Origin of the sequence: Streptomyces sp. ADMS (assembly GCF_033441795.1) — a bacterium.
Taxonomy (GTDB): domain Bacteria; phylum Actinomycetota; class Actinomycetes; order Streptomycetales; family Streptomycetaceae; genus Streptomyces.
Window position 1 is genome coordinate 40,138 of record NZ_JAVFVX010000030.1, and the last position, 17,428, is coordinate 57,565.

Genomic DNA, 17,428 nt, shown 5'->3' on the forward strand with positions numbered 1-17,428 from the left:
CTGTGTCCTCTGGGTGCAGGGGTGCAAAGGGGTGCCCCTCCGCTGTAGTAGGGCTGTGGGGTCACGCGCTGTCCATTAGGGGCAGGTGACGCAGCAGGGACGGCCCGATGCTGGTGGGCTCGGGCAGGAGGTCATCGGCTCCGGCCTCGCGGAGAGCAGCGGGAGGGCCCCAGCCCCAGACCGCTCCGAGGACGAGGACTCTGGCGCTGCGGTTCGAGCCGCGGACGTGGGTGGCCTTCATAGCCCCCCTGGACGGGATCGTGCACAGCCCACGATGTGTCCGGGCATGCGTGAGCCCCAGGCATCCGGTGGATGCCTGGGGCTCACGGCGGGCGGGCTCAGATGAGTCAGTTCTCGAGTGCGCCGGCCTCAGTACGGCGTCGGCGGGTGGCGACGACCACGCCCACGCCGGAGGCGAGGAGCAGTCCGGCGCCGCCGATCAACCAGGGGGTGGCGTCGGCTCCTGTGTGGGCGAGAGTGCCTTCGGGTGTAGTGGCGGGGGTGCTCGCGGCGGGCTTGTCCGCGATCGTGGTGTCGGACGTCGAGTCGGTGGAGGGGGCCGAGGAGACGGTGCTGTCGCCCTGGCCGGAGGTGTCCTGCGTCGGCTTGCCGGACGGCGTCTGGGTGGCTGTGGGCGTCGGTGTCGTACTGGCGGTCTTGGCGTTCGTGACGGTCACGGTGACCGGGGCGCCGGGCTTCGCAGTGAAGGCACGTGAGGGCTTGTAGAGGTCGTATCCCTCGGGTGCCTTTGTCTGTTTGACCCAGAAGGCGGTTCCGGTACGGCTGTTCACGGGCAGCTTGGCAGACGCGGTGCCGTTGGAGCCGGTGGTGAGGGTGAGAACGACCTCGTCACCGGTGCCGATGTTGACGGTGGATCCGTGCAGCAGCTTGCCGCTCTTGCTGGCCTTGGCCTTGAGCGTGACCGTGGCGGGCTTGAAGGGGTCAATGATCGTCAGCGGCGCGTCGGTACCCGGGGTGACGATGACGTCCTGGTCGTCCACGACGTCGTGCAGCGGGCTGCCGCTGGAGACCTCCTTGAGCCGGTAGACGCCCGGGGCCAGGTCCTTGAAGGCCAACTGGCCGTCGGCGTCGGTTATGCCGGTGCCGACTTGCTGGCCCGCAGAGTCGAAGAGGGTGAACGTGGCGCCGGCAAGGACGTCGCCAGCGGAGTCCTTCTTGTGGATGGCGACGCCGCCGGTCTCGGTGGCACTGAGCGCGGTAGGCGGTGACGGGGTGGGGTCCTGGGCCACAGCGGCCGGCGCCCACATCAGGGTTCCGGCCATGGCGGTGGCGAGCGTGACGACAGCGGCCGAAGCCGTACGGCGAGTGGATTCGATGCGGGTCAAAAGGGATGGCTCCTGGGGTGTGCAGGGAGAAGCGATGTTGAGCAGGTCGACTGGTCGGCGGCGTGGCATACGAAGTCGCACGTGGGTGCGTGCCGGCGCAGAGTGGGCGCGAGGACGTGCAACAGGATCTGGACGTCGGTGCCGATGTCGGCGTGGCAGATGCCTACCGGGTGTGGTCCACAGGACGGCGCCGCCTCTTGCCGTGTGCCGGGGACGGTGAGCAGCTCACCGTCCCCGGCTCGGCCGCGCCGGGTTGGAGGAACGTGGTGGGGCGATGGCTGGCCGGAGGCTCGCGGGGGCCGGAGTGGTGAGGGCGCAGCGGCGGGCGGCGGCCTTGACGATTTGCTGTTGCTGTTCGGCGGGCAGGCCGACGATGTGGTCGATGCCTGCGGCGAGGGCCGGGCCGAAAGGTGAGTCGACGGGCAGGCCGGCGGCCTGGACGATCTGGGCGGCGGCCTCGGCTTCGATCAGGAGGCCGAATGCCGGTGGGATGCCGAGCAGTTGGGCGGCGTGATCGCGGGTTCCGGTCAGGGCCTCAGTGAGGGGAAAGTCGTCGTCGAGGACGCTGTCGACGATGTCCAGCCAGAGCGGCGTGGCGCGGTGGAGGCGGGTGAGGAAGTCGGCGTCGGTGAGCCAGCATCCTCGCGCCGGCGCAGGATCGGTGTCGTGCTGCACCGACCGATCCCGTTCGGCGACGGCCGTAGTGGGCGGGGCGAGTCCGGGAACCCATACGTTTAGGTAGTCCTGGATGGCATGGCTCAGGGGCGTGAGGGCCGCGCCGATCCAGGGTGAGATGTCGTCGTGGTGCCAGTCCCGTATGACGCCGTACCCGTCGTGTCCGGGCTGTCTGCCGATGCGGGAGTCCCGCACGGTGAAGGTGCTGTGGTCGGCGAAGGACAGGTACGCGTTGTCGAGGACACCTTGATCCGGGTGGAGGATGCTCAGGCGCAGTCCGCCGTACTCGCGATGCCGGATGGTCTGGGCGAATTCGATGCGCAGACGCAGCGGGGAGTCGGGCGAGATCACCGCGTAACAGGCGTCGCCGATCACCCGTCGTTCGTGGACGGGCAGGTCGAGGAGTTCGGTGAAGAAGTGCTGGACGTGCAGGGACAAATGCGGTGGTGCTCCTCAACAGCAGAAAGGGGCGCAGGGGCGGTCACCTGCGGCGGCCGGCAGGAAGTCCGGAACCGGACAGGCGCATTGGGCCGGTGCTCGGTGCCGAGGCCCTGGCGTTCGTGCGCGACGCGGTGGCCGCCGGCGAAGGTGCCCCGCTGAGCGGCAGTCCGGGCTGGTGTCCGACCGAGTCGGTCCGGGCCTCGGGAAGGGTGAGGTGCAGGCGGGCCTCGGCCGGAACGCTCCACACGGCGCGCGCGAGCGGCACGGTAGAGGCCAGGGACGAGGCGAACGCCGCGACCAGAGAGGCGGGGACGGCGGAGGAGAACGTGGCTTTCCACAGAGTGCTGTCCGGTGGTCCACCCCAGGCGGACCAGACAGGCGCGGCCGGGTTCTTGCGAACGTAGGCGTGTTCAAGCACACCGTATCCGTCCGAACTGCGGAAGTACTGGGTGCCGTCCGTCTTGACCGTGTGTCTCCACCCGGCGGCGAGCAGTGGCAGATATACGTCTTGGGGGCGAACGTCGTCTGGGCGCAGCAGGTCGCGTTCGCCCTGGGCATCGGCCTCGCAAAGGGCGAGGACTTCGGCGGAAGGGATCCTTGTGCGCAGCGACCAGCCACTCGCCGCCTCGCGGGTGGGTCTCAGGCGGGATGTGTCCGGCGAGCAGCCGCATGCCAGGACTGATAGCGATGGCAGGTCCGTCCTCGGAGCGGTTGAGGGTCCAGTCCTGGTCGAAAGGGAAGGGCCACACGTCGACGAGCTCGTGGATGCCGGGGCCGGCGAGGTGGCGCGGGAGGACCTCGACCACGTCATGGTCGTCGAGATCGTCCAGAGGGCTGAGCGACACAAGGTCCTTTCGGTGGGCCGGGATTGAAGGTCACGTGCACCCGTGCGCCGATGGGTCAGCGGCGCACGGGTGCACGCGGGGCGACGGCTGCGGCGGGCGGGCTGCTGGTGCTCCAGCGCGGCACACTGCGGGCGGTGGGGGCCGGTCCGCGGCGGGTGGCGGCGCGGTGCACGTCGAGCGGGGTCGGCATCGGGGGCCCGGGAGGGGTCACTGGCGTGAGCTGGGCGCGGTCGGTGAGGTAGCGGAGCATCGAGTCCTTCCAGCGCGGCAGGGGCTCGGGGTCGGAGACGCAGGTGGTGAGGGCCGTGACGAGGTGGACAGGGGTGTGAGTGGAGGCGGTGGCGTACCAGCCGGCGGCGGCAGGTCCGCCCTGCAGATACCAGCGGGCCTGAAGGGTGGTCAGTTCCTGGCCGGCGTCGAGGCGGCCGGTGGTGTACTCCAGGCTCGCCAGGCCGTCGGGCGTGCGCACCTCCAGCACACCCCACCTCGGGTGCTGGATCGCCCAGCCACGCTGGATGAGAGGGGCGACGGCCCGGAAGGCGTCCAGTTCCGGGTCGTCGGCGGGTTCGGGGAGGTAGGCGGCCGGGCCGGTCGTGTAAGCATCGGCGAGGGCGGCGGTGAAGGCCGTGACGAATTCCGTGGGGCACATGTTGTTGAAGGACGCACCCCACTTCGGCTGGCCGAAGGGGTCCTCGTACGCGGTGATCCGCCACAGGCCGTCGTCGGGGCCTTCGGGCAGATAGCCGAGGCGGACCTTGCGGTCGGGGGCCGTGACGTAGACGTTGCCGTCCTCGTCATGCTGCAGGTCCCAGCCCAGGGCGAGCAGCGGGGCCAGGGCGGGGTCACCGGTCCAGGTGGTTCCGGCGAGGTAGCGGGGGGTCACGTAGACGTCGCCGTCGATCTCTTCGGTGTCGGGCACGAAGGTCCTGGGGGTCGGGGTGGGGGTGTCGAGCGGAGGGGAGGCAGTCAGCGGCTGGTGCCGCGCGGGTATGCGGGTGCGCGGAAGGCCACAGCTGGGCGGGGGCGGAGCAACTGTGCTTCCAGTTGGGCGGGTTGGCCGGTGTAGTGCAGGGTGCGCAGGCCCAGCTCGGCGGCGGCCTGACAGTTGTCCTCTCGGTCGTCGATGAACAGGACGCGTCCGGGGTCGTCGATGCCGGTGGCGGCCAGGGCGTGTTTGTAGGCGGCCGGGTCGGGCTTGCACAGGCCCAGGCGGGCCGAGTACAGGGCGTCGGTCATCAGTTCGCGCCGCCAGTCGGTGGCGTCAAGGACGTCACTCAGGAAGTGCGGGGCATTGGAGAGGAGCACCATGGGCAGTCCCGGCTGGCGGGCGCGGTGCAGGATGTCGAGGACGCGGTTGTCGGTACGGATCCACATGGCGGTGTCTGCGGCGCGTAGGGTGCGCAGCCACCGCGGGCTGGGGTGGTGGCCGAGGACCTTGGCCCAGTAGGCGAGATCGCTCAGTTCTCCGGCGTCGTACTCATTCCGGGGAGCCCAGAAGGCGTCCTGGAAGGAGTCGAGTTGCCCGCTGGGCCACTCGGCGATGTCGGCGAGGCGGGTCCACATGGCGTTGGTGGGCTGCAGACCGGCGACACCGTTGTAGTCGGCGATCACGGCGTCCACGCCGGTCGGGGTGAGGGAAGTGCTGGTCAAGGGGTGGGGTTCTCCAGGGCTTTGCGGGACAGGGCGGCGACGGCGGCTGCGAGGAGGGCGGGCAGCAGCAGCGCGTGGGGCAGGGCGGTGAGGGTGGCGAGGGCGCCGATGAGGGCGGGGCCGGCGAGCAGTCCGGCGTAGCCGGTGACCGAGACGGTGGCGACGGCGCGGGGTCCGCCGCGTCCGGCGGCGGTGATCAGGCTGGGGATGGTGACGGACAGGCCCAGGCCCAGTGCCGCCCAGCCGGCCAGGGCCGCCGGGACGGTGGCCAGGGCCAGGCCAGCTGTGAGCCCGGCCGCAGCAAGGACGGCGCCGATGCGTACGACCATCGGGGCGCCGAAGTGGGCGATGAGGCGGTCCCCGGCGAGCCTTCCGGCGGCCATGGCCGCGCTGTAGAGGGCGAACGCGGCGGCGCTGACCGCCGTCGAGGCATCCAGGCTGTGCAGGTGCACGGCCGCCCAGTCGGCTGCGGCTCCCTCCCCCAGCAGACACGCTGCGGCCAGCGCCCCCAGCAGCCACAAGCGCGCCCGGGGCAGGCCCGGCGAGTCCTTCGGGTCCGGCGAACGCCGGGATGTGGCGGGGGTAGTGGGCTCAAGCATGCCGAGGGTGCGGGCCACTGGAGCCATGGCCACAGCAGCCGAGGCGACGGCGAGGCCGGTGACGGCGAACAGCCAGGTGTGGGAGGTGCGGGCGCTGAGAGCGGCGAGTCCGGCCCCGCCGAGCGCGCCCAGGCTGTAGGCGGCGTGCAAGGACGACATGATGAAACGTCCGAGACGGTCCTGGCAGCGGACCGCCGCGGCGTTCAGAGCCACGTCCAGCACACCGTGCGCGATACCGAACACGAACGCCCCCAGAGCGAGGGTGAGCGGCGTGCGACAGGCGCCGATCACCGCCAGTGCGGCGGCGAGGCCGACAGCGCCGCTGGTCAGCAGCTGCGGCTCCCGGGCAGGAGCGGCAAGACGCCCGCCGACGTGAAGGCCGATGACCATGCCGACGGCGGCGGCGAGCAGGACCAGGGCGAGACCTGCGGTGCTCAGGTCGGCCGCCTGCTGGACGGCCGGCATCCGTGCGCCCCAGACGGCCATCACGACCCCGAGCGCGGCGAAGTACCCCGTCAGCAGACGGCGGCCGTGGATGGGGGCGTGAGCAGTCGTCGTGCTCACGTGGCCGAGTCCTGTGCGGGGACGGCGGTCGGGTGCGGGGCGACCTGGACAGTGAGGTGGCGGTATGCCTCCTGGGAACGGTCCTGGGCCACGTCGGCGGTCGGGCCGGTGGTGATCAGGAACCCGATGCGGGCGGTGAACAGGTCGCCGTCCGGCGGCAGCATCAGCTGGTCGCCGACGTCGCGGTGGAAGTGGGCCCGCTCCAGCCACGGCGCCTGCTCGGCGAAGCCGTCGGTGAGGTGGCGTGCGGTGAGGGTGCCCGGGTGGGCGGGGTAGATCATGCGGATCGCCGCTGCCCGGCTGTGCGTCCGGGTGAGGTCCGGGGCACGTCCGCAGGCGATGTCCGCCGCCACCCGGGCGAGGTCGACGCCGATGGCGAGGTGCACGAGGTGGCCGATCATGTCCCCGCCGAGGCGGGCGTTGACCTCGATCAACCGAGGGCGGCCGTCGACGAGGCGGAGTTCGACGTGGCTGACGCCGTCGGTGACGCCGAGGGCCTGCACGGCGGCCTGGGCAGTTGGGGCAACAGTGGCCAGCAGCGGGTCGGCGGCGTCGACGGCGTGCGCGATCTCCTCGAAGTACGGCGGGAGTCCTACCGTCTTGCGGGTGACGGCGACCACGGTGGTGGTGCCGTGGTAGGTGACGCATTCGACGCTCACCTCCGGACCGTCGAGGTATTCCTCGACCAGCACCTCGGTGCCCTCGGCCCCGAGGCGGGCGGCCTGGGCGGCGAAGGCGTAGGCGTCCGGCAGTTCTTCGGGGGTGTCGACGCGGATCACTCCGGCGCTCGCGGCACGCGCAGCGGGCTTGAGGACGATTGGGTAGCCGATGTGCTGTGCGGCGCGGGCCGCCTCCGCAACGGTGCGGACGCCGTTCGAGGTTGCCGAGGGCACCGCGTGCCGGGCGAACAGGGCACGGGAGGTGGCCTTGTTGCGGCAGCCCTGCATCACCTCCGGGCCGGGGGTGGGCAGGCCCAGGCGGCGGGCGAGGCGGGCCACGGGCACGAGGTACCACTCGGTCCACGTCATCACCCCGGCCACCGGATGCCGCTCGGCCAGGGCCAGGGCGGCGGCGCTCAGGGCCGCCTGGTCCGTCGGGTCGGCGACCTCCCAGTCCAGAAGGTAGGGGCGTTCCCACGTCGGTTCGGCATCGGTGATCAGGACGACGTCGTAGTGGGCGGCGACGTTCTCAAGGCAGTACGCGCGGTATGCCTCGGACTCCATGTCAGCGGCGGCGACGATCAGGACGACGGGGCGAAACGGCAACAGAGTGCTCCAAATTGGCGTTGCGGTGAGGGGAGTTGGTCTGGTCTGGTTCGCCGTCGGGTCAGGGAGTACGTCGGCGGCGCAGTTCGAACGCGCCACCCCAGTCGGGGTGATCGGCGATCAGCTTGCGTGCGTACAAGGCCGTGAAGTTGTTGTTCAGCCCTCGCAAACCCTGCGGGAGTCGCCAACGCAGCGCTTCGAAGAGGGCCTTCAGTCCGATGCGGGTAGCTCCCGCCGCTATCCGGTCTGCGGTGAGCCGCTCCAACGCGCGGTAGACGTATGGGTGTTCAGTGTCGAAGTCGTGGAACTGCTCCGTGATCGTTCGCCTGTCGATACGAAGGCCAACAGGTTCGGGAAGCGGCAGGACGTCCTGCTTGACGGCGTGGGGCATGGGAATCGGGCAGCCCTCCAGGAAGGCGGACGGGTGGGCGAGGCGGGTGCGAGGTGGAGGTCAGGCGGCTGACGGGCGCAGGTCCGGGAGGGTGCGCAGCCGGGTGAAGGCGGTGGCGAGGCCGATTGCCTGCAGGACGGCGCAGGCGGTGATCGCATGGCCGAGCTGGCTGGGCGGGATGGCGGCAACGAGCAGGCCGGCGACCGGGAAGGGCGTAAGGAGCAGCAGGATCGTCACCGCGAGGGTGTTGCCGAAGACGTCGGCGGGGATCAGGTGGGAGCGCAGAGTGCGCAGCACGACGGTCATGCCGCTTTCGCCGGCCATGAAGAGCGCGATCAGCGCCAGATAGGCGGGGTAGGTGTGCGTGAGGGCGAGGGTGAGGCAGGCCGAGGCCGTGATCGTCGCGCAGACGGCCCCGGCGGGCCACAGACCGCAGCGGTCGATGGCGTGGCGGCACAGGGAGATCGCGATCAGGGAGGCTGCGGCGGCTGCCGACCAGAGCAGGCCGACATCGGCGCTGGAGTGGCCGAACTGCTGGACGACGATCACCGGGGCGGCGGCCTGCAGGAGGCCGACGGCGAGGTTGGACAGCGTCAGCCCCGCGACGAGCCAGCCGAGTGCCGGCAGCGCGCGCAGGGTCTGCCAGCCCGTCTTCCATCCCTGCCGTACGGCCGCCGGGGTAGTGGCGTGCTGGTCGGTGTGCTGCTTGGGGGCGAGGATGGCGGCGAGCAGGGAGAAGGCGGCGGTCGCGGCGAGCATGCCGGTGGCGCCGGTGTGGGCGAGGAGCAGTCCGGCGAGCGCGGGTCCGGCCAGGGTCGCCGTCTGATCAATGCCGAGGAGCACCGACTGCACACGGTGAGCACGCGCACCGGCGGTACGGCTTGCCAGCCCGCCCGCGGTTTCGGCCGCGACGTAGCTGAACTCGGTGAGCACACCGGTGCCGGCGGCGAGCGCCATCACCGTGATTGTCTTCCCCAGCCCGCCCGTCTGGGCCCCAAGGAGCAGCGCGGCGGCCAGGACGAGGGTGGCCCGGGCGGTGGCCGCGAGGCGGAAGACGCGGGTGGTGCCGTGGCGGTCGACCAGGGCACCAGCCACGGCGAAGGCCATCAGCCGCGGCGCCCATTCCAGTGCGAAGGCCAGGCCCGTGAGGGCCGCGGATCCGGTGGTGGCGAGGACCAGCAGGGGGATGCCGTACGTCGTCATGGCGAACGCGGCGGCGTCCATGCTGCGCGGGAGATAGACACTGCGCAGCAGGGGGGAAACCGGTCGGTGGGAGGGCCGGTTTCCGGTACGGGCTCTCACGCAGCGTGCTCCGTCTCATCCGCCACGTGGGAGGAGCGGGATGCAACGGCGTTAAGGACCTGCGGATGCGTCTGGAGCCAGTCGGCCAGAGTGGTCCGCAGCTGACCAAGCGCGAAGGCCGCCTCGGTGGGGAGGACGGCGCCGTTGTCCCCGAGCAGTTTCAGGGTGTGCTGGACGCGCGTGACGAAGTCCCTCGCGGTGGTGGGGTATTGGTGGGTGCGGGACCAGCGGGCGACGGTGTCGTACACCGAGGCGAGGTCCTCGCCTGCTTCGGTGAGCCGGTAGCGGGCCGGTGCGTGGTCGGTGAAGTGCACCAGGCCCAGTGCGCGGGCGACGTCGATGGCGTAGCGCAGCTGGTGGCGGGTGAGGTCGCCGAAGGCGCCCTGGAGGCTGCCGCGTCGGTGGCTGATGGGGCCGTTGTCGTCGATCTCGCTGACCAGCCGGATCAGGGATGGCAGGGACAGGGTGTTGATGACCTGGCCGGTGTGCGGGTGGTTGAGGATCGCGGTGCTGGTCATCGGCGCGGGCCTCCTACCGGAGAGATCGCCAGGGGGCGGGCGGGTATCGGGTGGGAGAAGAGGTCGCCGGGCTGCCACGGTGTGGCCGGGGCCTTGGCCATCTGGCCCTGGGCGGGCGCGGCCGGTGGCGCGGGCAGTCGGGACTGGGTGGTCAGCCATGGTCCCGAGCGGGCTGAGGAAGACGGTGTCAGGGCCTGGCCCCACAGGGAGTGGGTAGCTTCGCCGAGGGGGTATCCGGCCGCCCACGCGGAGAGGGCCTGGTAGACCGGGGCGAGGGCCTTCCCGCTGGCGGAGAGCTGGTAGTCGCCGGCCGGTGTGGTCTCGGCCAGCCCGTCGTCGATCACCCGGCGCAGCGGCGGGTAGACGCGGCTGAGGCTGTAGTGGGGCATGACCTCGGCGGCCAGTGCCTTGGCGCTCGCCGGCCCGCGGGCTTTCAGCGCCCACACCAGCGGTGTGGAGTGCCGCGGGCTGATCAGAGCGATCGTGTCCTCGATGTTCTGTGCCACAGCGACCGGCTGCGGCTGAAGCTCGCCGGTGGCCTTGTTCCGTACGAGAGGCTTCTCCAGATGCGTGTCCCCCCAGGCGGCGAGCACGGGCAGGACGGGCATCAGGTCGGCGCCGCGACGGGTCAGTCCATAGGTGACGTGCCGGGGGGTGTGCTCGGTGCGTTCGACGAGACCGGCGTCGACGAGCTTGCCCAGCTTCGGGTGGAGCTGGCCGTCCGCAAGCAGGGCGAGCTTTGCCTTGACCTCGCTGTAGCGCAGCGGCTGGGCGGCGAGGGTCATCAGCACCCACACGCTCCAGTTGGGGGCGAGCATCTGAAGGCTCTCGGTGACGCGGGACAGGTCGTTCAGGGTGGTGCGGGACAGACCGGTGGCGGCCAAGGGGGAATCTCCTCAGGCGGGGCGATGGGTCAGCGGGTACGGGCGACGGCACGCGCGGGAGCGGGAACCGGTGCGGCAGTGGGGGCGGCCGGCGCGGGCTCGGGCTTCGCGTCCGGGGCGGGGACGCGGTGCAGGCTGGCCAGGACGCCGCTCAGGGTCTTGGCGTGGGCGTCGCGGGTGGCGACGGCGTCGGAGATCCGGCGCGCGCAGTCGAGGATGTGACCTGCCTCGAAGGTGCCGATCTCTCGTTCCGGATCGGCTAGTTGAAGCAGCCGCTGGCGTTGGAAGTCGATGTTGCGCTCGGCGAACTGCAGGTCGGTGAGGCCGGCGATCAGGGCGGCGAGCATGCTGCCGTCGGGGTTGAGGCCAGCCAAGGTTCCGAGGTCGGCCAGCGGCTGGGCGTACAGGTCCTCGATGCGCTCGGCGATCGTCTGGGCCGTGGCGTCAGGTGCGGGCAATCGGGGCTTTCACGGTCGGGGCCCTCGCACTGCCCCGGCTCGGATGTCGGCCGGGGCAGGCGGAAGGGCGGTGGTGGTCGTCGGCTGCGTGAGCCGTACGGGTCGGCGTGGCACCGGCCCGGGTGGAGGCATGGTGCGCAGCAGCTGGCCGAGGGCGGCGACGTAGCCGTTGCGCCCGGCCAGGGCCGCTTCCATCCACTGGGCGTCGAAGCGCAGGTCGTCGGCGGACAGTTCGCTCATGTCGCGATCGGCGGCGGTGGCCTCGTGGACGCGGTCCCGTACCCAGGCCACCTGCTCCTCGGCCACCACGAGGAAGGAGCGCAGCTCCAGCGCCCGCCGCAGCGCCGCGGACGCATCGCGTCCGGACGCCTGCGTGTACAGCTCACACACGGGGGCGCCGAACGTCTGCTCCAGCAGGCTGTCCTGGCTGGAGGTCTTGTCGGCCACGCTCACCGGGCCGCCCCGCGTACGGGTGCCCGCGCGGTGTCCGGCACAGACGGTGCGGTGGTGGGCAGGGCCGGGCCCCGGCGGGCGGTGGGCGCCGTCCCGCGCCACGCCCCCGGGCTGCGGTTCCCGATCGCCTGAGGGTCGAGGAGGTGGCGCACCGTCATGGCGCGTCCCTCCCGCACGGTGTGCGCGATGTTCACCGAGTCCGCGAGCCGCATGACGTGTTCGGGCAGCTCGACGGATTCGCCGTCGAGCACCGTGTCGACGTGGTGGGCGAGGGCTTGGGCAAGGGCGTCTTCGGCCCTGTTCAGCACCTGCTGGGCCTCGGTAAGCAGCCCGTGCCAGCGCACGATCGTAGTGGCTTCCGGGTGGGCCTGCGGGGCGGCGACTACCGCGCGTCGCAGCTCGGCAATCGGCATCTGGAAGCGGGACTGGATCTGCTCGGTCAGGACGCCCAGCACGTCGTCGGCGTCAGGCACAGCGCAGTTCCTTTCCGTTGGATTCGAGGAGGCAGGGCGTGGCATTTCCACGGCCCAACCGCCTTACAGACGAGTGCGATTCAGGGCCGTTCGGGAGAGAGGGGCAGACTGGTTAGTCCAGGCACATGCGGACGTCGCGATAGACGTAGGTCCCGGAAACCCAGCCCTTGACGCCGGTGGTCTTGTCGGTGATGTACACCCACTTCGCACCCTTGGTGGTCTTGTGCACCGTGAACTTGTGCGACTTGTAGAGGATGCCGACGGCGGTGGACTTGGTCGTCGCCTTCTTGCGGATGGTCACGGCGTTGGTGCCGTGGACCGCCCACGGGAGGTACGGCTTGCTGGTGCAGGATGACGCGGGCACCGCAGTGGCGACGGACGTCGGCGCTGCGGTGGCCGCAGAAGCCGACGCGAGGGGCAGGGCGAGCGCGCCGAGCAGTGCGGCGGATATCGCAATTCGGGTTGAGCGCATGGGAAATTGAGCTCCGTGTCAGGAAGAAGGAACAGAGAATGCAGGCCGGACAGTTGCCTGTGCGGGCCGGATTCAAGAGTCCGGAGAATCCCCGGTTTCGCTAACCGGGGATGGAGTGCTATGTTTCGCCGCCGCCGGGACGGGAGCGGCGTGAATCGCCCGGAAATCAACGGGCGTTGCCGCAGCCCTCACCGGCCGTGCCGGCGCGGTGGTTCAGATGGCCCGGCGCGTGCCGCAGCCACAGGCCGGGTGCTCTGGCGGGCGGGAGGCGCGGTCGTGGGCAGCGGGACGTCTTGGCCGCTCCAGTGCGCTTCCCACCACGTCGTGGCGGCTTCGAAGGTGGCGAAGCCGCCTTCGCGCAGGGTTCGTGTCCAGGTGTCGGTGTCGACTTCTTCCAGCAGCACCCGGAAGGGCAGGGGGACTCGTTCGTCCAGCGCCCGCAGCAGCACCGTGGTCTGCAGGGGCGCGTCGTCCTTGGTGTAGCTGGTCAGGAGGGCGAAGTGATCGCCGTCGCCGCGCAGCCGCTCCTCCAGGGCACGGGTGGCGTCGTCGGCGGGTGTGCCGCCCAGGCCCTTGGGCAGCAGGATCTTGTCCTTGGAGCAGCCGCGGGCTATCAGCCAGGACTGGGCCATTGCCGGCAAGGGCAGTGTGGCGTGGTCGAAGCGGAAGGTCTTTGTGGCGGTGTCGCGCTGGAGGTGGAGGGCGGCGAGTTGGGGGTCACCTGGGATGCCCCAGGTGACGGCCCCGTTGTGGAGCACGAAGTAGCTGTGCCGGCGGTCGCTGGTGTGGTGCTCGGCCAGGACGGTGAGTTGGTCCTCGTCGATGCCGATGTGCTGCCAGAACTGTTCGTCGACGGAGTCGTTGACGGCCTGGTAGCCATCGAGGCTGAAGTTCGGGGAGACTTGGGCCATAGATGCTTTCGGATCGATCAGCGGTTGAAGTGGCGGTCCTGGCGCCCGGGTCAGCGGCGTGGGGCGGAAGAGGCTGGCCAGGTTCCGGGACGCTGCGCGGGCGGTGCAGTCGGCGTGGCCGGCCGTCGCGGTGAGGCGAGGAGCGCACGGCCGGCGTCGGTGAGGGTGACGGGCTGCCCGGCGTGCAGCGGATGGGAGTCGTCGCGTACGACGAGACCGGCCGCCTCAAGTCGCTGAAACTGGCTGTAGGCGAGGCGGGTGCCGGATGCGGTCACGACCGACAGGCGCTGGGTGAGCAGGTGTTCGCGCAGCTTGGCGCCCTGGGCGATGGCTAGCAGGGCCGCGTGATCCGGCGCCGGCAGCTCCGCCGCCGGACCTGTTCCACCCGAACGAACGGCAGCCTCGATGGGTTCGAGCGCCGCCACGACCTGCTGCTCGCGCTCGTCGCGGGTGGCGGCGGCCTCTTCCAGCGTGGCGACGGTGCGGTTGATGCGCGAGAACAGGACCTGGTCGACCGCGAACTCCCCGGAGGCCAGCCGCTGGAGCTGAACCCGGTAGAAGGTCACGCCGTGTTCGGCCTGGACCAGAGTGCGGTGGGCGTCGACCAGGCGGCTGCGCGGCTCGTCGAGGAGGTCGCGGTCGCGGTGCTGCCACAGCTGGTCGATGCTGTGGCCGACGGCCGCCTCGATGCGGTGATCGAGCACCGTGAGCGCCTTCTTCGCCGGCGCGGGGGCAGGAGTGGCAGGCATGAATAGGACTGGTTTCTCGGTGGGGGCGATCACGACGGCTCATGGCCGGCAGGGGTGTCGCCGAGGGGGATGCGGACATCGAGGTGAGAGCCGTCGCGGGTGTGTACGGCGGGGCCGAGCCGGGCGAGGAGGCTCAGCATCGGCGTGTTAGCGGCCTGGAGGTACGCAGTGAGGGTGTGGGCGCCGCGGCGGCGGGCGTTGTCGGCGGCGTGCCGGGCCAGCAGGGTGCCGATGCCGCGGCGCTGGTGGGCGTCGGCGACCTGCAGTCCGAGATCGACGACGCCCGCCTCGTGGCTGACGAGCCCGGCCGAGACCATCGCGAGCGGACGACCCTCGGCGTCGAGGCCGATCCAGACATCGCAGTGGTCCAGCAGCCGGGTGAAGTCGCGATGGGTGATTCGGGTCCGGCCCCAGCGCAGGAGCAGGTTCGCCTCGGAGCAGTCCTGGTGGAGGGATTCGGCCAGCGGCCCGTCCGCCTCGGTCGCCGGGTGGATCGTGGCGAGAGATGACTGGTGGATCAGAGGGCGAAGCCCTGCAGGGCGAACAGCACGGCACTGCGCCGGTATCCCTTGACCTCCCGGTCTTCGTCCATGGCGCAGGCATACACGCTGTTCAGGGCCAGGAGCTTGGCCAGGCGGGTCTCGGTCCATCCGGCGTAAGGGCCGCGCCCGTCGGAGCCTCCGGAGAGGTCGCTGAGTAGGCCGACAAGGTCCGCTGCCGTCAGGGCGGGCGGATCGCCGGCAGCGTCGAAGGCGTCGCGGCAGGCATGCAGGATCGTCTCGGGCTGGCTCCGGCAGTGCAGCGGGACGTCCTCCTCGGCTTCGCTGGCCTCGGAGACCGGCGCGCAGCAGCAGGGCTGGGACACCAACCGGGTCAACTCCACTTCGAAGCGCAGGCGCTGCGCGAGCCGGTGAGCGAAGAGCTCGGGCCGTTCGATGGCGAGGACGCCATCTGCGTGGTCTCCGACGAGGGCATCGAGTGCCTCGTCGAGGTCGTAGCAGTCCCGGGCGATCTCCAAGATGGCCAGGTGATGCTGGTTGGCGGACGAGGGCTCGACAGCCAGCGCCTCGGCGACACGGTCGAGGATGAAGGACAGGCGGGTCAACGGACAGGGCCTTTCAGGGGAGTGGGCGCGAGTGCGGGGGAGGGAAGGCCGGGCACCGCGTAGGGCGGCGGGCCGGGCTTGGGGATCGGCGGCCGTTGCGTGTCCAGCTGCGAGGAGCGGGCGCGGGCGGCGTGCGTGCGCGCGCCGGTCGGGCGCCGGGCGATACCGAGGCGGGCGCGGGCCGTTTCGTACACGTCGTGCCGGGCGCGCGGGCGTACGGCGACAACGTGGATCTCGGTGCGGTGCGTCGCGCCGGGTGGGGCCGGGCGCTGGGCGTAGACGATGCGCCAGGCGTTGCGGTGATCGACGTAGAGCTTGCGGCACCCGGCCAGCTCCTCGGTCAGCTTGCCGCCGAACAACTGGGCGTTGACGACCTTCTGGAGCTGATCGAGGGCCAAGTCGCGGATGTCGCCCGGGGCCTGGAGCAGGTCGGTCAGAGCCCTCGGGTCGAAGGACAGGCCGAAGGCAGGCCGAGGCTCGGGACCGCTCATGCGGCGGCCCGGCCCGGCTCGCCGACCGTGGGTGGCTCGTCGGTCGGAGAACTCGCCGCCCGGGTGGAGGGTTTGGGCCCGGGCAGCAGGCGGTGGGCGGGCCGGTCCGGGTCGGTCATGCACGCGGACAGCGGCCCGCCGGGGGCGCGAACGGTGGTCATGGCATGGGTGAGGAAGTCACGGTGCCACACGAACAAGCCGCTGGGTCCGGCTTCGGGGTCCTTGTGCTGCTGGTAGGCCAGCCACAGGGCATGCAGCCAGGCGACGACACAGTCGTGTTCCTGCCACTGCTGGCACCAGGGTGTGGCTGTGGTGACCTCCGCGCCGTAGATGGGCATGAGGAAGTCGTCCACCCAGTCGCTGAGGCTGTCGAGTTCGTCCTCGTACTCCTCGCCGTCCAGTTCCAGGATCGGGCGCGGCTCCGGTGGGGCGGACGGCAACGGCAGGCCGGCGAATCCCGGGAGGCCGAAGCCGTCGAGCGCGCGTGGTCCGGGCTCCGTGGACAGGCTGTCGAGCTGCTTGGCCTGCTGGGCCGACTGCTTGAGCAGCTTGCGCACGCTGGCCTCGATGCTTTCCAGATCCGTGTCCGGCAAGCGGACCGGTTCCATTTCCCCGTCGTCGTTGGGGTTTATGGGTTCAGGCACGAAAGGGTCCTCCTTGAAGCCGCTTCCAATGGGCTGGGATGGCGGCTCCAACCATCCGGACGATCCCCGGTTTCGCTAACCGGGGATCCGGTGCTATAACGCTTGCACTCATGACCGGGAAGGAATCCGGTAATTCAGATTCCGCCCAGGTCGGACAGCCCCTGCGGGTCAGGAGGACAGGACGAAGTCGTCCTGATTCAGGGTCTGTTGCAGGGTCTCGGTCAGCCGGTCGGCGGCGATCGTCGCGTAGTGCTCGGTCTTCTCGACGCCGATGAAGTCACGGCCTTCCAGAAGGGCGGCGACGCCGGTCGAGCCGGAGCCGGCGCAGAAGTCGAGCACCGTGCCCTGCTCAGGGCAGATCTTCACGAGCTCGCTCATCACCTCGACCGGCTTCTGGGTGATGTGCTGCCGGTTCTTGCCCGACGGCTGCGAGGCGCTGTAGATGCCGGGCAGATAGACCGGGTTGTGGGAGGCGTCGATGGCACCCTTGGAGGCCCAGACGATGAACTCGCAGTTCTGGGTGAAGCGGCCCTTCTGGGGCCTGGCCTGCGGCTTGTGCCAGGCCAGCACCCCACGCCACAGCCATCCGGCCGCCTGGATCGCGTCCGTCGTGGTGGGGAGCTGACGCCAGTCGGTGAACAGCAGCGCCGTGCCACCGGTCTTGGTGAGCCGGTGCGCTTCGGTCATGATCTGCGTCAGCCAGAACCCGTACGAACGCTGATCCATGTTCTCGCCGGTGAAGTCCGGCAGGTTGTGGCCGGCGTCGGCGGAGGTGTACTTCTGCTTGGCGCTGCGGCTCGTGCGTTCCTTCGCAGTCCGGCCACCGGAGTTGTACGGCGGGTCGGTGATGACGGAGTCCACGCAGTCATCCGGCATTTCGGCGAGGACGCTCAGCGCGTCGCCCTGGTGCAGGGAAAAAGGCAAAGAGATACCCCAGTTTCGGGTCGGGTGAGATGAGGGGAAGGCACTCCGGCTCGCACGCATGACCCCGGGCAGGCCGAATGCGGGCATGACGGCACCGCTGACCTACGAAAGTGAGGTGGCGAGGGGAGGAGCCAAAACTGTAAGGCACGATCCCCGGTTGAGACGCATCGCCGCCTTCCAGCCCAGGAAATCAGGGCTTGATCGCCCGCGATTTCGGCAACCGGGGATCCGCCCTTACTGTTTTGGAACTGCCCGGCGAACACCGCCG

24 protein-coding genes are annotated in these 17,428 nt (G+C 70.6%); 1 reads left to right on the top strand and 23 read right to left on the bottom strand.

All coding sequences use genetic code 11. The features are described 5' to 3' along the window. Positions 1 to 61: 61 nt before the first annotated feature. The 4 genes from RB628_RS15660 to RB628_RS15675 all read right to left on the bottom strand — a co-directional run bounded on the left by RB628_RS15660 (position 62) and on the right by RB628_RS15675 (position 2,880). Positions 62 to 241 carry a hypothetical protein gene (locus RB628_RS15660; protein ID WP_318321028.1) on the bottom strand — a complete coding sequence of 60 codons (180 nt, stop codon included), beginning with the start codon at positions 239 to 241 and terminating at the stop codon, positions 62 to 64. 106 nt (positions 242 to 347) lie between these two features. After that, entirely contained in the window at positions 348 to 1,283 is a 936-nt protein-coding gene (locus tag RB628_RS15665) for a SpaA isopeptide-forming pilin-related protein (RefSeq protein WP_318321067.1), read from the bottom strand. A 288-nt stretch (positions 1,284 to 1,571) separates the two neighbouring features. Continuing rightward, positions 1,572 to 2,459 (bottom strand): hypothetical protein, encoded by an 888-nt coding sequence (locus tag RB628_RS15670; protein WP_318321029.1) that lies wholly within the window; start codon positions 2,457 to 2,459, stop codon positions 1,572 to 1,574. 43 nt (positions 2,460 to 2,502) lie between these two features. Then, a complete protein-coding gene (locus RB628_RS15675; RefSeq protein ID WP_318321030.1) occupies positions 2,503 to 2,880 on the bottom strand; it encodes a DUF317 domain-containing protein in 378 nt (125 codons plus the stop codon). Between the two features lie 181 nt (positions 2,881 to 3,061). Between RB628_RS15675 and RB628_RS15680 the strand changes: the two genes are divergently transcribed. Then, complete coding sequence (locus RB628_RS15680; RefSeq protein ID WP_318321031.1) at positions 3,062 to 3,334, top strand: hypothetical protein; 273 nt, start codon at positions 3,062 to 3,064, stop codon at positions 3,332 to 3,334. Between the two features lie 28 nt (positions 3,335 to 3,362). On the opposite strand, the gene RB628_RS15685 is transcribed toward RB628_RS15680, so the two are convergent. From RB628_RS15685 to RB628_RS15775, 19 genes are all read right to left on the bottom strand, one after another. Next, entirely contained in the window at positions 3,363 to 4,226 is an 864-nt protein-coding gene (locus RB628_RS15685) for a DUF317 domain-containing protein (RefSeq protein ID WP_318321032.1), read from the bottom strand. 47 nt (positions 4,227 to 4,273) lie between these two features. Beyond that, the gene (locus RB628_RS15690; protein ID WP_318321033.1) at positions 4,274 to 4,957 is read right to left on the bottom strand and encodes an HAD family phosphatase; all 684 of its coding nucleotides are present in this window, start codon (positions 4,955 to 4,957) and stop codon (positions 4,274 to 4,276) included. Continuing rightward, positions 4,954 to 6,042, bottom strand: coding sequence for an MFS transporter (locus RB628_RS15695; protein ID WP_318321068.1), 1,089 nt, complete (start codon positions 6,040 to 6,042; stop codon positions 4,954 to 4,956). The genes RB628_RS15690 and RB628_RS15695 overlap by 4 nt, the downstream gene beginning before the upstream one ends. 74 nt (positions 6,043 to 6,116) lie before the next feature. Continuing rightward, positions 6,117 to 7,343 (bottom strand): ATP-grasp domain-containing protein, encoded by a 1,227-nt coding sequence (locus RB628_RS15700; RefSeq protein WP_318321069.1) that lies wholly within the window; start codon positions 7,341 to 7,343, stop codon positions 6,117 to 6,119. A gap of 103 nt (positions 7,344 to 7,446) precedes the next feature. After that, complete coding sequence (locus RB628_RS15705; RefSeq protein ID WP_412180662.1) at positions 7,447 to 7,776, bottom strand: hypothetical protein; 330 nt, start codon at positions 7,774 to 7,776, stop codon at positions 7,447 to 7,449. 60 nt (positions 7,777 to 7,836) lie between these two features. Next, positions 7,837 to 9,078: an MFS transporter gene (locus RB628_RS15710; protein WP_412180663.1), complete on the bottom strand. Its 1,242-nt coding sequence runs from the start codon at positions 9,076 to 9,078 to the stop codon at positions 7,837 to 7,839. Then, positions 9,075 to 9,596 (bottom strand): hypothetical protein, encoded by a 522-nt coding sequence (locus RB628_RS15715; protein WP_318321034.1) that lies wholly within the window; start codon positions 9,594 to 9,596, stop codon positions 9,075 to 9,077. The genes RB628_RS15710 and RB628_RS15715 overlap by 4 nt, the downstream gene beginning before the upstream one ends. Beyond that, entirely contained in the window at positions 9,593 to 10,480 is an 888-nt protein-coding gene (locus RB628_RS15720; RefSeq protein WP_318321035.1) for a helix-turn-helix domain-containing protein, read from the bottom strand. The genes RB628_RS15715 and RB628_RS15720 overlap by 4 nt, the downstream gene beginning before the upstream one ends. Before the next feature lie 29 nt (positions 10,481 to 10,509). Beyond that, complete coding sequence (locus RB628_RS15725; RefSeq protein ID WP_220645619.1) at positions 10,510 to 10,938, bottom strand: hypothetical protein; 429 nt, start codon at positions 10,936 to 10,938, stop codon at positions 10,510 to 10,512. 9 nt (positions 10,939 to 10,947) lie between these two features. After that, on the bottom strand, positions 10,948 to 11,391 hold the full coding sequence (locus RB628_RS15730) for a hypothetical protein (RefSeq protein ID WP_318321036.1): 444 nt from the start codon (positions 11,389 to 11,391) through the stop codon (positions 10,948 to 10,950). Further along, positions 11,388 to 11,864 carry a hypothetical protein gene (locus RB628_RS15735; protein WP_318321037.1) on the bottom strand — a complete coding sequence of 159 codons (477 nt, stop codon included), beginning with the start codon at positions 11,862 to 11,864 and terminating at the stop codon, positions 11,388 to 11,390. The genes RB628_RS15730 and RB628_RS15735 overlap by 4 nt, the downstream gene beginning before the upstream one ends. Before the next feature lie 112 nt (positions 11,865 to 11,976). Next, the gene (locus tag RB628_RS15740) at positions 11,977 to 12,336 is read right to left on the bottom strand and encodes an SH3 domain-containing protein (protein WP_318321038.1); all 360 of its coding nucleotides are present in this window, start codon (positions 12,334 to 12,336) and stop codon (positions 11,977 to 11,979) included. A gap of 188 nt (positions 12,337 to 12,524) precedes the next feature. Then, a complete protein-coding gene (locus tag RB628_RS15745) occupies positions 12,525 to 13,247 on the bottom strand; it encodes a hypothetical protein (RefSeq protein ID WP_318321039.1) in 723 nt (240 codons plus the stop codon). 50 nt (positions 13,248 to 13,297) lie between these two features. Next, positions 13,298 to 13,996 carry a hypothetical protein gene (locus tag RB628_RS15750; RefSeq protein ID WP_318321040.1) on the bottom strand — a complete coding sequence of 233 codons (699 nt, stop codon included), beginning with the start codon at positions 13,994 to 13,996 and terminating at the stop codon, positions 13,298 to 13,300. 29 nt (positions 13,997 to 14,025) lie between these two features. After that, the gene (locus RB628_RS15755; RefSeq protein ID WP_318321072.1) at positions 14,026 to 14,595 is read right to left on the bottom strand and encodes a GNAT family N-acetyltransferase; all 570 of its coding nucleotides are present in this window, start codon (positions 14,593 to 14,595) and stop codon (positions 14,026 to 14,028) included. Continuing rightward, on the bottom strand, positions 14,514 to 15,101 hold the full coding sequence (locus tag RB628_RS15760; RefSeq protein ID WP_318321041.1) for a hypothetical protein: 588 nt from the start codon (positions 15,099 to 15,101) through the stop codon (positions 14,514 to 14,516). The genes RB628_RS15755 and RB628_RS15760 overlap by 82 nt, the downstream gene beginning before the upstream one ends. Further along, positions 15,098 to 15,592 carry a hypothetical protein gene (locus tag RB628_RS15765; protein ID WP_318321042.1) on the bottom strand — a complete coding sequence of 165 codons (495 nt, stop codon included), beginning with the start codon at positions 15,590 to 15,592 and terminating at the stop codon, positions 15,098 to 15,100. Before RB628_RS15765 ends, RB628_RS15760 begins: the two co-directional genes overlap by 4 nt. Beyond that, positions 15,589 to 16,200 (bottom strand): DUF4913 domain-containing protein, encoded by a 612-nt coding sequence (locus RB628_RS15770; protein ID WP_318321073.1) that lies wholly within the window; start codon positions 16,198 to 16,200, stop codon positions 15,589 to 15,591. Before RB628_RS15770 ends, RB628_RS15765 begins: the two co-directional genes overlap by 4 nt. Positions 16,201 to 16,404: 204 nt before the next feature. Beyond that, positions 16,405 to 17,160, bottom strand: a complete 756-nt coding sequence (locus RB628_RS15775) for a site-specific DNA-methyltransferase (RefSeq protein ID WP_318321043.1) — start codon at positions 17,158 to 17,160, stop codon at positions 16,405 to 16,407. Positions 17,161 to 17,428: the final 268 nt, after the last annotated feature.

Excerpts from the sequence above, each read along its gene's own strand:
- RB628_RS15660 (WP_318321028.1), bottom strand. The coding sequence starts at position 241 with ATGAAGGCCACCCACGTCCGCGGCTCGAACCGCAGCGCCAGAGTCCTC.
- RB628_RS15665 (WP_318321067.1), bottom strand. The coding sequence starts at position 1,283 with ATGGCCGGAACCCTGATGTGGGCGCCGGCCGCTGTGGCCCAGGACCCC.
- RB628_RS15695 (WP_318321068.1), bottom strand. The coding sequence starts at position 6,042 with ATGGCCGTCTGGGGCGCACGGATGCCGGCCGTCCAGCAGGCGGCCGAC.
- RB628_RS15700 (WP_318321069.1), bottom strand. The coding sequence starts at position 7,343 with ATGGAGTCCGAGGCATACCGCGCGTACTGCCTTGAGAACGTCGCCGCC.
- RB628_RS15705 (WP_412180662.1), bottom strand. The coding sequence starts at position 7,776 with ATGCCCCACGCCGTCAAGCAGGACGTCCTGCCGCTTCCCGAACCTGTT.
- RB628_RS15715 (WP_318321034.1), bottom strand. The coding sequence starts at position 9,596 with ATGACCAGCACCGCGATCCTCAACCACCCGCACACCGGCCAGGTCATC.
- RB628_RS15740 (WP_318321038.1), bottom strand. The coding sequence starts at position 12,336 with ATGCGCTCAACCCGAATTGCGATATCCGCCGCACTGCTCGGCGCGCTC.
- RB628_RS15745 (WP_318321039.1), bottom strand. The coding sequence starts at position 13,247 with ATGGCCCAAGTCTCCCCGAACTTCAGCCTCGATGGCTACCAGGCCGTC.
- RB628_RS15750 (WP_318321040.1), bottom strand. The coding sequence starts at position 13,996 with ATGCCTGCCACTCCTGCCCCCGCGCCGGCGAAGAAGGCGCTCACGGTG.
- RB628_RS15765 (WP_318321042.1), bottom strand. The coding sequence starts at position 15,592 with ATGAGCGGTCCCGAGCCTCGGCCTGCCTTCGGCCTGTCCTTCGACCCG.
- RB628_RS15770 (WP_318321073.1), bottom strand. The coding sequence starts at position 16,200 with ATGGAACCGGTCCGCTTGCCGGACACGGATCTGGAAAGCATCGAGGCC.